Origin of the sequence: Rhodococcus jostii RHA1 (assembly GCF_000014565.1) — a bacterium.
Classification (GTDB): Bacteria; Actinomycetota; Actinomycetes; order Mycobacteriales; family Mycobacteriaceae; genus Rhodococcus_F; species Rhodococcus_F jostii_A.
This window is the reverse complement of sequence record NC_008268.1, coordinates 1,962,099-1,975,794: the sequence shown is the minus strand read 5'-3', so window position 1 is coordinate 1,975,794 and position 13,696 is coordinate 1,962,099. Positions and strand designations below refer to the sequence as shown.

Annotated in this window: 12 protein-coding genes; 11 read left to right on the top strand and 1 reads right to left on the bottom strand. The window is 68.9% G+C overall.

The genetic code is table 11. From position 1 onward, the window contains the following. Position 1 precedes the first annotated feature (1 nt). Genes tsdA through RHA1_RS09020 form a run of 3 tightly spaced genes read left to right on the top strand, consistent with a single transcriptional unit; the run spans position 2 to position 2,933 of the window. Complete coding sequence (gene tsdA / locus RHA1_RS09030; protein ID WP_011594776.1) at positions 2–991, top strand: gamma-resorcylate decarboxylase; 990 nt, start codon at positions 2–4, stop codon at positions 989–991. Beyond that, positions 988–2,073: a maleylacetate reductase gene (locus RHA1_RS09025; protein WP_272942752.1), complete on the top strand. Its 1,086-nt coding sequence runs from the start codon at positions 988–990 to the stop codon at positions 2,071–2,073. The genes tsdA and RHA1_RS09025 overlap by 4 nt, the downstream gene beginning before the upstream one ends. A gap of 11 nt (positions 2,074–2,084) precedes the next feature. Next, positions 2,085–2,933 carry a dioxygenase family protein gene (locus RHA1_RS09020; protein ID WP_011594774.1) on the top strand — a complete coding sequence of 283 codons (849 nt, stop codon included), beginning with the start codon at positions 2,085–2,087 and terminating at the stop codon, positions 2,931–2,933. Positions 2,934–3,132: 199 nt separating this feature from the next. Here the strand turns inward: RHA1_RS09020 and RHA1_RS09015 are convergent, their stop codons facing one another. Then, a complete protein-coding gene (locus tag RHA1_RS09015; protein ID WP_011594773.1) occupies positions 3,133–3,825 on the bottom strand; it encodes an SDR family NAD(P)-dependent oxidoreductase in 693 nt (230 codons plus the stop codon). Positions 3,826–3,959: 134 nt separating this feature from the next. On the opposite strand from RHA1_RS09015, the gene RHA1_RS09010 reads away from it, so the two are divergent. The 8 genes from RHA1_RS09010 (at position 3,960) to RHA1_RS08975 (ending at position 13,686) form a co-directional block, all read left to right on the top strand. Beyond that, on the top strand, positions 3,960–4,853 hold the full coding sequence (locus tag RHA1_RS09010) for a LysR family transcriptional regulator (RefSeq protein ID WP_005252314.1): 894 nt from the start codon (positions 3,960–3,962) through the stop codon (positions 4,851–4,853). A gap of 152 nt (positions 4,854–5,005) precedes the next feature. Then, a complete protein-coding gene (locus RHA1_RS09005) occupies positions 5,006–6,370 on the top strand; it encodes an MFS transporter (RefSeq protein WP_011594772.1) in 1,365 nt (454 codons plus the stop codon). A gap of 31 nt (positions 6,371–6,401) precedes the next feature. Further along, positions 6,402–7,304: a shikimate dehydrogenase gene (locus RHA1_RS09000; protein ID WP_011594771.1), complete on the top strand. Its 903-nt coding sequence runs from the start codon at positions 6,402–6,404 to the stop codon at positions 7,302–7,304. After that, positions 7,301–9,250 (top strand): oxidoreductase, encoded by a 1,950-nt coding sequence (locus tag RHA1_RS08995; RefSeq protein WP_011594770.1) that lies wholly within the window; start codon positions 7,301–7,303, stop codon positions 9,248–9,250. Before RHA1_RS09000 ends, RHA1_RS08995 begins: the two co-directional genes overlap by 4 nt. Continuing rightward, positions 9,247–10,044, top strand: coding sequence for an aldo/keto reductase (locus RHA1_RS08990; protein ID WP_011594769.1), 798 nt, complete (start codon positions 9,247–9,249; stop codon positions 10,042–10,044). The genes RHA1_RS08995 and RHA1_RS08990 overlap by 4 nt, the downstream gene beginning before the upstream one ends. Further along, entirely contained in the window at positions 10,044–11,141 is a 1,098-nt protein-coding gene (locus tag RHA1_RS08985) for a Gfo/Idh/MocA family protein (RefSeq protein WP_011594768.1), read from the top strand. The genes RHA1_RS08990 and RHA1_RS08985 overlap by 1 nt, the downstream gene beginning before the upstream one ends. Then, entirely contained in the window at positions 11,138–12,862 is a 1,725-nt protein-coding gene (locus tag RHA1_RS08980) for an FAD-dependent oxidoreductase (RefSeq protein ID WP_011594767.1), read from the top strand. Before RHA1_RS08985 ends, RHA1_RS08980 begins: the two co-directional genes overlap by 4 nt. After that, the gene (locus RHA1_RS08975) at positions 12,859–13,686 is read left to right on the top strand and encodes a sugar phosphate isomerase/epimerase family protein (protein ID WP_011594766.1); all 828 of its coding nucleotides are present in this window, start codon (positions 12,859–12,861) and stop codon (positions 13,684–13,686) included. Before RHA1_RS08980 ends, RHA1_RS08975 begins: the two co-directional genes overlap by 4 nt. Positions 13,687–13,696: the final 10 nt, after the last annotated feature.

Below are 13,696 nucleotides of genomic sequence, written 5' to 3'. Positions count from 1 at the left end.
GATGCAGGGCAAGATCGCACTGGAAGAGCACTTCGCCATCCCGGAGACGCTGAACGACTCCGCGGGCTTCGTACCCGGAACCTACTGGGACGAGTTGCAGGCGCGGCTTCTCGACATCCAGGATGTCCGCCTGAAGCTGATGGACGAGCACAACATCGAAACCATGATCCTCTCGCTCAATGCACCTGCCGTGCAAGCCATCCCCGAACGGGAGCGCGCCATCGACATTGCGCGTCGCGCCAACGACGTACTCGCCGAGGAGTGCGCCAAGCGCCCGGACCGGTTCCGCGGCTTCGCTGCGTTGCCGCTCCAGGACCCCGACGCCGCCGCCGAGGAACTGCGACGCTGCGTCACCGAACTGGGCTTCGTCGGCGCACTGGTCAACGGGTTCTCCCAGAGTGCGACGGTGGACGGCGGCAGTACCCCCCTCTACTACGACCTCCCCCGGTACCGACCCTTCTGGGCAGAGGTCGAGCGCCTCGACGTGCCCTTCTACCTCCACCCGCGCAACCCGCTGAACCAGGACGCCCGAATCTACGAGGGCCACCCGTGGCTGCTCGGTCCGACGTGGGCCTTCGCGCAGGAGACTGCCGTCCATGCGTTGCGCTTGATGGCCTCTGGTCTCTTCGACGAGCACCCCGGCCTGCGGATCGTCCTCGGTCACATGGGTGAGGGCATCCCCGCGATGCTCTGGCGCATCGACCACCGCAACGCCTGGGTCGACGTGCCGCCCGCTTACCCGGCGAAACGTCGCATGGTCGATTACTTCACGGAAAACTTTTTCGTGACGACCTCCGGTAACTTCCGCACCCAGACGCTGATCGACCTGTTGCTCGAGCTCGGCTCGGAGCGCGTGATGTTCTCGACCGACTGGCCCTTCGAGAACATCAACCACGCCGCCGAGTGGTTCGACGCTGCCAGCATCTCCGAGGCAGACCGGCTCAAGATCGGTCGGACCAACGCCGCCACGTTGTTCAAACTCGACCGGTGAACCGGCAGGAGTCGGCGGTGCGGCCCTTCGTCCACAGCGGATCGCCAGCGCGCATCGTTTTCGGGCGAGGTGCCCGCGACGGCGTGAAGGAGGAAGTCGAGCGCCTGGGGGCACGACGGGCAGTGGTGCTGTCGACTGCGCAACAGAGGGAGAGTGCGGGGCGCCTCGCCGACGACCTGGGTGCGCTCGGTGTCGGCGTCATCGACCGCGCCACCATGCACACCCCCGTCGAGGTCACCGCCCAGGCACTGGTCGAGATCGAGCAACTCGACGCGGACTGCGTCGTCGCCCTGGGAGGCGGTTCGACCACGGGGCTCGGCAAGGCGATCGCGGCGCGGACCGGGCTTCCCCAGGTCGCTGTGCCCACTACATACGCGGGCTCGGAGGTGACCCCGATCCTCGGCGAGACCGAGAACGGGGTGAAGACCACGCGGCGGGGCCCCGAGATCTTGCCCGAGACAGTTGTTTACGATCCGGCCCTCACCGACTCGTTGCCGATTCCCCTCAGCATCGCCAGCGGATTGAACGCGATGGCACATGCCGCCGAGGGGGTATATGCGCGCGACGGGAGCCCGATCTTCACCCTCATGGCCCTGGAGGGCCTCGCCGCTCTGCGCGACGCCCTGCGTGAGCTGACGAGCGACCCTGCCGACCACGACGCGCGGGATCGCGCCCTCTACGGCGCGTGGTTGTGCGGGACCGTCCTCGGCGGCGTCGGAATGTCCGTCCACCACAAGCTGTGCCACACCCTCGGCGGCGCGCTCGACTTACCTCATGCACAGACCCACGCAATCCTGCTTCCGCACACGATCGGCTTCGTGGAGGAAACCGAACCCACGGTCCTTTCACCCGTCGCGGACCTGTTCGGGGGGAGTGCCGGCCGGGGCCTCCACGATTTCGCAGTGGAAGTCGGCGCTCCCCTCCGTCTCTCCGAGTTGGGGGTCACGCCCGAGCAGTTGGACCGTGTCGCGGACTTGGCGCTCGCCGCGCCCTACTGGTCCCCGCGCCCGTTGGACCGCGACTCCATCCGCCGACTGCTGCAGCACGCCTACGACGGCACCCGCCCAGAATCAACCCCGTAAGGAGGATCGGCATGACCACGTACTTCACCGAGGATCAGTCCGTCGACACTGTCAACGGTCGAATGGGGATCGACGCCGGTGACCGGGCCGCCGTCGTGATGGAAAGCCTTGTCCGACATCTGCACTCGTTCGTCAAGGATGTCGGTATCACCCAGGCCGAGTGGGGCCTTGCGATCGACTTCCTGACGCGAACCGGACAGATCTGTGGGCCCGAGCGGCAGGAATTCATCCTGCTGTCGGACACCCTCGGGGTATCGATGCTGGTCGACGCCATCAACCACCGCAGGCCCACCGGCGCCACCGAGAACACCGTCTTCGGTCCGTTCCACGTCGAGGGGGCGCCGATCCGGCAGATGGGGGATGACATTTCCCTCGACGGCAAAGGCGAGTCCTGCCTCTTCGCGGGGCAGGTCCGTGACCTCGACGGCCATCCGATCGAGGGCGCATGCGTCGACGTCTGGTCGGACAATGCGGATGGCTACTACGACGTTCAGCAGCCAGACATCCAACCCCAATGGAACAATCGGGGTCGATTCCTCACAGGCGCAGACGGCCGATACCTGTTCCGCGGCATCAAGCCTACGGCTTACCCGATCCCGGACGACGGTCCTGTGGGGCAACTGCTCGACCGGCTCGGGCGGCATCCGTACCGACCCGCGCACATGCACTTTCTCGTCACCGCCGAGGGCTGCGAACGTCTGGTGACCCACACCTTCGTGGAGGGTGACAGCTACCTCGAGTCCGACGCCGTCTTCGGTGTGAAAGAGGCGCTGATCGCCACCTACGACAGAAACAGTGACGACCCCGCCACAGCATGGTCGTCCCAATACGACTTCGTACTCACGCGGGGCAGCAGCTGACCTCGTCGTCCAGAAGCCACACCGACAGGCAGCTCGCCGATCTCGCTGTCACCGCGACGTGTGGACCTGCTGAGATGTCTCCGGTGGCCGGAGACGGCAGAGCCGGGCAGTCCTCGGTGCTGAGGTCTCTGGGGCGGGCGGGCACTGGGCAGGAGTACGGGCCGCCGATAACCAGGCCTGGAGCCGAGCGAGTATCGAGCTAGTACGACGCCCGGCCACCGCTGGCGTCGTAGACGGCGCCGGTCGAGAAGCTGAGCGCCTCCGAGCACAGCCATGCGACGAGTTCGGCGATCTCCTCGGGCCGTCCCATCCGGGCCATCGGGGTCAGGCTCTGCGACCGCGCGAGGATCGCCGGGTCGGTGCCGGCATTCATCGGGCTCTCCACAGCGGCGGGTGCCACCACGTTGGCCAGGACACCGGTCTGCGCGACCTCCTTGCCGAGCGATTTCGTCAGCGCGATCACGGCCGCCTTCGACGCCGAGTAGGCGCTCTGGTTGGGATTGCCGTCCTTCGCCGCGATGCTCGCCAGATTCACCACCCGCCCCCAGCCGGCGCCGGTCATGGCCGGCACGAACGCGCGGCAGAGGAGGAATGTCCCGTCGACGTTGATCCGGAACGTGCGGCGCCAGTCCTCGAGGTCGACGTTCACCAGTGGAACCGACGGTCCCACGACGCCGGCGCTGTTGACGAGGATGTCGACGCGGCCGAGCCGGGCGGCGAGTTTCTCGACGGCGTCGGCATCGGTGACGTCGAGGTGCTCGTCGGCCCCCGTGGCGACGTCGGCGGTGACGACGCGGACCCCGGCGCCGGTGAGGCGCTTCGCGCACGCCGCGCCGATTCCGCTCGCGCCGCCGGTGACGAGCGCGGTGGCGCCCTCGGGATACGTGGCCATGGTGGTTTCTCCTCGTGACTGTGTGCGCATTAGTCTTGTTCTATGTGCGAAATCGGTATTATCCGTTTCACACTGTGTATGAATTGGAATATATGGGCTGAGCCACACTCGTCAAACTCGCCGAAGGGAATCCGATGGAGATTCGCTGGCTGCAAGCGTTCGTCGCCGTCGCCGAAGAACTGCACTTCGGCAGGGCCGCCGCGCGACTCCAGATGGCCCAGTCGCCGCTGAGTCAGACCGTGCGCAAACTCGAGAAGGACATCGGCGTGCCGCTGTTCGAGCGGAGCACCCGCAGCGTCGCCCTGACGTCGGCCGGCCACACGTTCCTGCCGCACGCCTACCGGATTCTCGAGAGCGTCGACATCGCGCGGCAGGCCACCCGCGCGTCCGCCGGGGGCGTGTACGGCCGCATCAAGATCGGCTTCACGGGCGTGCTCAATCACCTATCCCTGCCCCCGCTCACCCGCGCGCTCCGGCAGCGCTACCCCGACATCGAACTCACCCTCGTCGGGCGCATCATGACCCGTGACGCCATCACTCAATTGGACAGTGGTGCACTCGATCTCGCGTTCGTCGGCCTTCCCGTCGAGACGGCCTCGGTGTCCACCCGGTTGATCCGCCGTGAGCCGTTCGGGGCCGTGCTCCCGGCGGACCACCCACTCGCGTCCGAGCCGGAGATCGACCTGCGCGACCTGGCCGAAGACGGCTTCGTCACGACACCGCTGTCGGCCGGCTCGGCATTGCAGGAGGTCGCGATGCGGGCCTGCGTCGATGCGGGATTCCGTCCCCGCGTGGTGCAGGAGATCACCGATCCGTACATGATCCTGATGCTGGTGGCGACGGGTGTCGGCGTGGCGCTCATGACGTCGGGCATTGCCGCGCTCACGCCCCCGGGCACGGTGTTCGTGCCGCTCACCGGCGAGCCGATCTACATGAATCACGGACTCGCCTGGTCACCGCGTCGGGTCTCCGACGCGCTCCGGGTGGCCCTCGCGGTATCGGAGGACATTCTCCCGACGCCCGATTAGGACATTTTCGGTCTATATCTAAGACTTTTTTTGCGCTGGACTGCGCATAGTTCGCCATGACACGCTCGTCACGGTCCGGAACTTCGTGTGAGGTGGATCACCTCCGAAGGAAGCCTCGCGGCGCACCGGATCCTTGGGACGAAAGGAACACCATGGCAAGCACTTCCACTCGCGACACCGGGGGACAACCGAACGGGAACGCCCGCCGGGCCGCCGTCTCGGGATTCCTCGGCAGCACGCTGGAGTACTACGACTTCTTCATCTACGGATCCGCGGCAGCGCTGGTCTTCCCGCGAATCTTCTTCCCGGGCGGAGGAGCCACGGCGACCCTGCTGTCGATCGGGACGCTCGGCGTGGCGTACATCGCGCGTCCACTCGGCGCAGTGCTGTGGGGACATCTCGGGGACCGATACGGGCGCAAGAATTCGCTGCTGGCCTGCCTCCTGCTCATGGGTGTCGCGACCGTGGTCGTCGGCTGCCTGCCCACGTACGACCAGATCGGCATCGCCGCGCCCATCATCCTGGTGCTCCTGCGACTGCTGCAGGGTCTGTCGGCCGGCGGCGAATCGCCAGGATCCTCCGCGTTGACTCTCGAGCATGCACCGGACAACCGTCGATCGTTCTACACCTCGTTCACCATGAGCGGCATCATGTTCGGCATCGTCATCTCGAGTCTGGTATTCATTCCCGTGGCCGCCCTGCCGGACGACGCGCTCTATTCGTGGGGCTGGCGGGTGCCCTTTCTGCTCAGCATCGTCGTGACGGGTGTTGCGGTCTGGCTGCGTCGCAAGCTCGACGAGCCCGAGGTCTTCGAAGAACTGAAGGAACACGACGACACCGCGGGAATCCCCGTCGTCGAGATGTTTCGCTCGCACTGGCGCACCGTGATCCGGATCAGCCTCAGCGCGACGTTCGCGATGATCAACACCATCGTCAACGTCTTCGCGCTGGCCTACGCGGTGCAGGTCGCCGGGCTCGAACGCTCCACGATGCTGTGGGCCATCGCCGTCGCCAACTTCGTCGCGGTCCTCACCCAGCCGCTGTTCGGAATGCTCGCCGACCGGATCGGCCGCAAACCGGTGTTCGTGACGGGCGCCGTCGGTGCCGCGGGCATGGTGTTCGTGTTCTTCCACGCGATCGGAACCGGCAGCGCGCCGATGGTGTTCGCGGCAGGCATCGTCCTGATCGGCCTGTTCTATGCGATGCCCAACGGTGTGTACCCGGCGTACTTCCCCGAGCAGTTCCCCGCCAAGGTCCGGTACACCGGAATGGCCGTGAGCCTGATGCTCGGACTTCTGGTGGCCGGCTTCACCCCGGCCATCGCGCAGTGGCTGTCGGCGGGAGACACCGCGAACTGGACCCCGGTCGCCTGGATGTGCCTGGGCTTCGCGCTGCTGTCGTCGGTCGCCGCACTCACCGGACCCGAGACATACCGCACCCCCACCGAGCAGCTCGGCGAACCCGGCACGACGACGGTCGGCACCCGGTACCAGACGCTCGTCCGCAACGACGCCTGACCGGCCCGGACCCTCACTGCAGGAGATTGTCATGCACCCCGTATCCACCCGGCACCGGATCCGCCTCGTCGGGGCAGCGATCGCCACGTCCCTGTCGCCGGCGCTGCACGAACACGAGGCCGCCGCCCTCGGCCTGACCGACTACCGCTACGACCTGCTCGACGTCGCGGCGGAGGGCATCCCCGTCGACGACTCCGGCGACACGCTGCGGCAGGCCGTCGCAGCCGGTTGCACCGGACTGAACATCACCCACCCGTGCAAGCAGGTGGTCGTCGACTCACTCGACGAATTGTCCGACAACGCACGACTTCTCGGTGCTGTCAACACCGTCGTCGTTCGCGACGGCCGCCTGGTCGGTCACAACACCGACCACAGCGGATTCCTCGCGGCGCTGCGCCGGGGACTGCCCGATGCCAGGCTCGGCCGCGTCGTCCTCGCCGGTGCGGGCGGTGCCGGTTCGACTGTCGCCTACGCGCTCGCCGCCGCCGGGGTGACGGACCTGCGGGTCGCCGACCTCGACCCGGCCCGTGCCGCGGACGTCTGCGCGCGCGTCGCGGCGGCCTTCCCGCAGACGCGGGTCACGGCCATCCCCCTCGACGCGATCGAAGCGACACTGGGGCACTGCGACGGCGTCGTCAACGCCTCTCCGATCGGCATGGTCGGACATCCGGGAACGCCGTTCGACACCGACGCGCTCCGCCCCGGACTGTGGGTCGCCGACATCGTCTACCGCCCGCTGCGGACCGAACTCGTCACGGCAGCAATCGCTCTCGGCTGCGACGTGCTCGACGGCGGTCAGATGCTCGTCGCTCAGGCGGCCGACACGTTCGCCCTCCTCACCGGTGTCGTCCCCGACCCCGACCGCATGCGACGTCACCTCGGCGAACTGCTCGCCGATCAGTGCGCCCCGACCGTTCTCGAGGAGTCCCGATGACCGCGCGTCCGTTCGCCGCACCACTCGACCTGGGGAACGTGCGACTGCGCAACCGCTTCGTATCGGCGCCGATGGAGCGCAACTACTGCGAGGTCGACGGCACGATGACCGACGAGTACGTCGCGTACCTCGAGCGCCGTGCGGCGGGCGGTGCCGCTCTCGTCTTCACCGAGGCCAGCTACGTGCGGGCCGACGGCAAGGGCCGTATCCGGCAGATGGGTGTGGACGTCGACGAACGCATCCCGGGCATCGCGAAGATGGCCGAGGCGATTCATGCGCAGGGCGCGCTCGTCGGCGTCGAACTCAATCACGGCGGCCGCACCGCGCAGGGTTCCGTCAGCGGATTCGTCCCCGTCGCACCGTCACCGATCCCGTGCGCGGTGGTCGGCGGCGAAATGCCCGAGCAACTCGACGGCGACGACATCGAGCACATCATCGAATGCTTCGGTGAGGCCGCCGCGCGCTGTCAGCAGGCCGGGGTCGACGTGATCTCGCTGCACGGCGGTCACGGCTACCTCATCCACCAGTTCCTGTCGCCGGCGTACAACCACCGCGACGACGAGTGGGCCGATCCGGCGCTGTTCGTCAACAAGGTGATCGACGCCGTGCGCACAATGGCGCCGGGTATCGCTCTCGGACTGCGGTTCTCGGCGTTCGAGGCCGTCGACGGCGGTCTCGACGCCGAGACGACCCGCGCCCGCATCGACGCGATCGACACAAGCCGGCTCGACTTCCTCGACGTCTCCGCCGGAAACTACGAATCCGGGCAGTGGATCATCCAACCCGGCGAGTGGCCACGCGGCCTCCTCGCCCCGTACTCCGAGCCGTACACGCGGGACTTCGACCTCCCCGTCGGGGTCGCAGGCCGGATCAGCTCACCCGAGGTCGCGGCGCAGATCATCGAATCGGGGCAGGCCGACTTCGTCAGCATGGCCCGCACCCTGCACGCCGACCCGGACTTCCCGAACCGCGCGCTGGACGGCGGCCGGTACCGGCCCTGCATCGCCTGCAACTACTGCATCGACAGCCTCGCCGCCGGACCCGTTCCGTGCTCGGTCAATCCGTGGGTGGGCCGCGAACTCGAGCAGCCGTCGAAACCGGCGGACGTGGCGGTGCGCGTCGCCGTCGTCGGCGGTGGCCCGTCGGGGATGGCGGCCGCCCGCGACCTCGCGCTCGCCGGGCACCGCGTCGACCTGTACGACGAACGCGACAGCCTCGGTGGTGATTTCGCGCTGGCCTCCCGGCTGCACGAGTACCCCGAGTACGCGCGGATCGTCGACTGGTACCTCGCCGAGATCGCCGACCTCGACATCACCTGCCACACCGGCGCACGAGTCGACGCCGCAGCACTGGCGGAACTCGACTTCGACGCCGTCGTGCTCGCGACGGGCGGCCGCGGACCTGACGTCGACCTCCCGGGGGCACACACCCGGAGGGTCCGCGACGTCCGCGAGTTCCTGGAATCCGGAGACCCGGCACCCGAGGCGATCACGATCTTCGGCGCCGACCGGGAAGCGGCCGCGGTCGCCGACGACCTGCTCCGGCACGGCACGAAGGTGGTCATGATCGGCCCGCAGGAGACGATCGCCCACGACGTCGGCCGGCGCGGAAAGATCGTGCTGCTGCCGCGGCTCGCGGCGAGTGCGAACCTCACCACCCACCTGTCGTCGATCGTGACCCGGATCGAGGAAGACCGGGTGGTGATCTCGACCGCCGGAGAAGAGCGGGTGGTCGACGCCCCCGGCGAACTGCTGATCTCGCACGGTGTCGCGCCGCGCACCGACCTGCTCGCCGCAGTGCGGTCGTCGGCACCCCGACTCGGCGTCCACACGGTCGGTGACGCGAGTGGCAACGGCGGCTCCATCCACGCCGCTCTCGTCACCGCAGCCGACGTCGCCGCGAAGATCACCGCAGCCGCCGATGCTCTCGAGGAGGTCAGCGCATGATGGACATCCCGCCCCTCGGTCTCGGGACCTGGCCACTGACCGGCCCGGACGCCACCCGGGCCGTGCTGTCCGGCATCGAAGCCGGCTACCGGCTTATCGACACCGCCACGATCTACGACAACGAGGACGCCGTGGGGGTGGCGCTCGCGGAGTGCGGAGTGCCCCGCGAGGAGCTGTTCGTCACCACGAAACTGCGGGGGAGCGACCACGTGTCGGGCGACATCCGCGGCGCGGTCGAGCGCAGCCTGAAAAACCTGGGACTCGATCGGCTCGACCTGTTCCTCATCCACTGGCCGCTGCCACGCCACAACCGGTACGTGGCGGCGTTCGAGGCGATGCTCGCCTGCCGCGACGCCGGCCTCGTCCGCCACGTCGGCGTCTCCAACTTCCTGGAGACGCACCTGCGTCGCGTCGTCGCCGAGACCGGAGAATCGCCCGCGGTCAACCAGATCCAGATGGACCCGTCGCTCGCCCGGCTGCCGGTCCGGCGCGCCGACGACGAACTCGGCGTGTCCACGCAGTCGTGGAGCCCACTGGGCCGCGGCGAGGTTCTCGGCTCACCCGTGGTCACCGACATCGCCCGGCGCCTCGACCGCACCCCCGCGCAGGTGGTCCTGGCCTGGCACTTCGCGCAGGGTGTCGTGCCGGTCGCGAGATCCGCGAATCCCGCGCGCCAGGCCGAGAACCTGGCCGCCCTCGACGTGCGGCTCACCGCCGCGGACGTCGACGCACTGAACCGTCTCGACCGCGGCGAGTCCGCGGCCCGGGACGTCGAAACGGAGGAGCACTACTGATGGCACTACGTATCGGCATCGTCGGCTGCGGAAAGATCGCCGGCAACCACGCGCGGGCCCTGCGGCAGGTGCCCGGCGTCGCGGTGGTCGGCTGCTGCGACCCCGACGTCGACCGCGCCCGCGAGTTCGCGGCCACGCACGGCATCGCGCGAGCCGTCGGTTCGGTGGAGGAGTTGACCTCCCTCGGCCTCGATGCGTGCACCGTCTGCACACCGCACCCCGTGCACGAGCAGGTGGTCGTCGCGGCGGCGGAGGCCGGGATCCACGTGCTGTGCGAGAAGCCGATCGCCGTCGACGTCGCGGCGGCCGACCGGATGATCGCGGCCGCCGACCGCGCCGGCATCACGTTCGGTGTGCTGTTCCAGCGCCGGTTCTGGCCGGCCGCGAGACGCATCAGAACGGCCGTCGACGACGGCCGGATCGGCGTTCCGGTACTCGGTGAGGCGTCGGTGCTCCTGCACCGCCCGCCGTCCTACTACTCCGCCGACGAGTGGCGCGGACGGTGGGACACCGACGGCGGCGGAGTCCTGATGACGCAGGCCGTCCACCAGATCGACATGCTCCAATGGTTCATGGGTGAGGCCGTCTCGGTGAGCGGCGTCATCCGCACCCACACGCACGGCGCCCACATCGAGACCGAGGACAGTGCGTCCGCCGTCGTCTCGTTCGCGTCGGGCGGCACGGCGACCGTCACCGCGACCACCGGCGCCAACCACAACCTCGGCAACCGGGTCACCGTGATCGGGCAGACCGGTGCGATTGCGAGCGTCCTCGAGTTCCCGGAGGGCAGGGAGGGCGTCAACGAGATCTGGACGGTCCCCGGCGAAGTCGAGTTCCGCACCCCGTTCACCCCCGGCGTCCGTGCCAATCTCGACGTCACGGAAGTCAACGCCGGACTCGCCGACTTCCACACACTCCAGGTGCAGGACTTCGCGGACGCCGTCCTGACCGGTCGCGACCCCGCCGTCACCGGACGCGACGCGCGCGCCTCGCTGGCGATCATCGCGGCGATCTACGAGTCCTCGCGCACCGGCCGGGTGGTCGACCTCATGCCCGCACCGACTTTCGCAACAACATCCGCTCAGGAGACGCTATGACCCCCGAACACACCACCGCCACCTATGACGTCGTCGTCATCGGCTCCGGAGCGGGCGGTCTGTCCGCCGCCGTCGCCGCAGCCGACGGGGCCGCCTCCGTCCTCGTCGTCGAGAAGGCGGACACGTGCGGCGGCGCGACGGCATGGTCCGGCGGCTGGATGTGGGCTCCGCGGAACCTGTTCGCTCAGGCGGACGACGTGAACGAGGACCGCTCGCTGCCGCGCACCTATCTCGAGCACCGACTCGGCGAGAACTTCGACGCCGCCAAGGTCGACGCCCTGCTCGACGGGGCACCCGAGATGGTGGAGTTCTTCGAGAAGAAGACGGCGCTGCAATTCGTTCCGGGTGCGAAGATCGCCGACATCCACGGCGACACGCCGGGAGCGGGCACGGGGCACCGCTCCGTCGGGCCGAAGCCGGTGAGCCTGCGGAGACTCGGCCCCGACGTCGCGGCGCTCCTGCGTCGTCAGCTCTACGAGACGTCGTTCCTCGGCATGGGCATCATGGCCGGCCCGGACCTGCAGGCCTTCCTGCACTCGACGCGTTCGGCGAAGGCATTCGTGCACTGCGCCCGCAGGGTGTCCACGCACCTGCTCGACCTCGCCACCACACGCCGCGGCCAGCAACTCGTCAACGGCACCGCACTCGTCGGGCGGCTGCTGCGGTCCGCGCTCGACGCCGGTGTCGAGATTCGCGTGAGCACGGCGGCCACCGCGCTGACCACGGACTCCGCGGGCACCGTCACCGGTGTCCGGCTGGAGGGCCCGGACGGGGCCTACACCGTGCAGGCGCGCCGCGGAGTCGTCCTCGCGACGGGTGGCTTCAGTCGCGACGTCGACCGGCGTCGCGAACTCTTCCCCCGCACACCCACGGGACGGGAACACCGGACCCTCACCCCGTCCACGACCACCGGCGACGGCATCACCCTCGGCGAATCGGTCGGCGGGCGACTGGACCGCTCGGTCGCGTCGCCGGTGGCGTACTGCCCGGTGTCGATCATCCGGTACCGCAACGGCAAGGAGGGCGTGTTCCCGCACATCCTCGACCGCGGAAAGCCCGGCGCCATCGGCGTTCTCGCCGACGGACGCCGCTTCGTCAACGAGGCCCTCGGCTACCACGACTACACCCTCGCGATGGTCGACCAGGTCCCCGACGGTGACGAGGTCTGCTCCTGGCTGATCGCCGACCAGCGGTACCTGCGGTATTTCCCGCTGGGCATGGCCAAGCCGCTGCCGATCCCCACGTGGCCGTACCTGAAGTCGGGGTATCTCACCCGCGGCCGCACCGTGCGGGAGCTGGCCGAGAAGATCGGCGTCGACCCCGACGGCCTGGAGAAGACGGTCGCAGCGTTCAACGAGGGCGCCCGCGACGGCGTCGACCCCGAGTTCGGTCGTGGCACCACACCGTTCACCATCGGGTCGGGAGACCCGGACAATCCATGGCCCAACGCCTCCCTCGCACCGCTCGAGGAGGGCCCGTTCTACGCGGTCAAGGTGGTGCCCGGCAGCTTCGGCACGTTCGCCGGACTGGTCACCGACGCGGCGTCCCGGGTGCTGAACGACGACGACCAGCCGATCGACGGGCTGTTCGCCGTCGGGGTCGACCAGTCCAGCGTCATGGGCGGCCACTACCCGTCCGGCGGCATCAACCTCGGCCCGGCCATGACGTTCGGCTACCTCACCGGTCGCCGCCTCGCCTCGACGACAGGAGATCAGCGATGACCGCCCCACTCGGCCTCGCCGCACTCACCGTGCTCGACACCGCGCCGCTGCAACAGGTGGACCTCGCCGAGAAGCACGGCTTCGACACCATCGGGATCCGGCTGCTGCCGGCCGCGCCCGGCACCACCGCCTACCCGCTGCACGAGGACGACACCGCCCTCGACGCGCTGATCCGTCGTCTCGACGATTCGCCGATCGAGGTGTTCGACCTCGAAATCATCCGGCTGGGAGCCGATTTCGATCCCAAGTCGTATGTTCCGCTGCTCGAGGCGGGCGCACGGCTCGGCGCGAAGGCCGTGCTCGTCGGCGGCGACGACCGCGACCGCGCCCGGCTCGCCGACTCCTACGCCCGGCTGGCGGAACTGTGCGCGCAGTACGGCATCGTCGCCAGCCTCGAATTCATGCCGTGGACGGCCGTGCCCGACGCGACCACCGCGGTCGAGATCGTGGCGCAGGCCGACGGGCCGGCCCGCAGCGTGTTGGTGGACGGGCTGCACGTGGGACGGTCGAGCACCACCCTCGACGACCTGGCAGCGATCCCGCGGGAATGGCTGCACTACGCCCAGATGTGTGACGGCTCGGTGCCCGCGCCGCCGGACGACGCCGAACTGATCCGTCAGGCCCGCGAGGAGCGCCTCGTTCCGGGGACGGGTGGCATCCCGCTCGCCGACATCTGGTCGACGTTGCCGGCGGGTCTCCCGGTGAGCATCGAACTCCCCAACGAGCCACTCCGGCGGGCCGTCGGCACGGACGCGTGGCTCGCGCGGCTGGTCGCCGCCACCCGGGAGGTGCTCGCGCAGGTTCCGGCGGCCACCGGACGCTGAAATGTCCGCG

Bases quoted from the DNA above. Each gene is read 5' to 3' on its own strand.
- tsdA (WP_011594776.1), top strand. From the start codon at position 2: ATGCAGGGCAAGATCGCACTGGAAGAGCACTTCGCCATCCCGGAGACG.
- RHA1_RS09020 (WP_011594774.1), top strand. From the start codon at position 2,085: ATGACCACGTACTTCACCGAGGATCAGTCCGTCGACACTGTCAACGGT.
- RHA1_RS09015 (WP_011594773.1), bottom strand. From the start codon at position 3,825: ATGGCCACGTATCCCGAGGGCGCCACCGCGCTCGTCACCGGCGGCGCG.
- RHA1_RS09010 (WP_005252314.1), top strand. From the start codon at position 3,960: ATGGAGATTCGCTGGCTGCAAGCGTTCGTCGCCGTCGCCGAAGAACTG.
- RHA1_RS09005 (WP_011594772.1), top strand. From the start codon at position 5,006: ATGGCAAGCACTTCCACTCGCGACACCGGGGGACAACCGAACGGGAAC.
- RHA1_RS09000 (WP_011594771.1), top strand. From the start codon at position 6,402: ATGCACCCCGTATCCACCCGGCACCGGATCCGCCTCGTCGGGGCAGCG.
- RHA1_RS08995 (WP_011594770.1), top strand. From the start codon at position 7,301: ATGACCGCGCGTCCGTTCGCCGCACCACTCGACCTGGGGAACGTGCGA.
- RHA1_RS08990 (WP_011594769.1), top strand. From the start codon at position 9,247: ATGATGGACATCCCGCCCCTCGGTCTCGGGACCTGGCCACTGACCGGC.
- RHA1_RS08985 (WP_011594768.1), top strand. From the start codon at position 10,044: ATGGCACTACGTATCGGCATCGTCGGCTGCGGAAAGATCGCCGGCAAC.
- RHA1_RS08980 (WP_011594767.1), top strand. From the start codon at position 11,138: ATGACCCCCGAACACACCACCGCCACCTATGACGTCGTCGTCATCGGC.
- RHA1_RS08975 (WP_011594766.1), top strand. From the start codon at position 12,859: ATGACCGCCCCACTCGGCCTCGCCGCACTCACCGTGCTCGACACCGCG.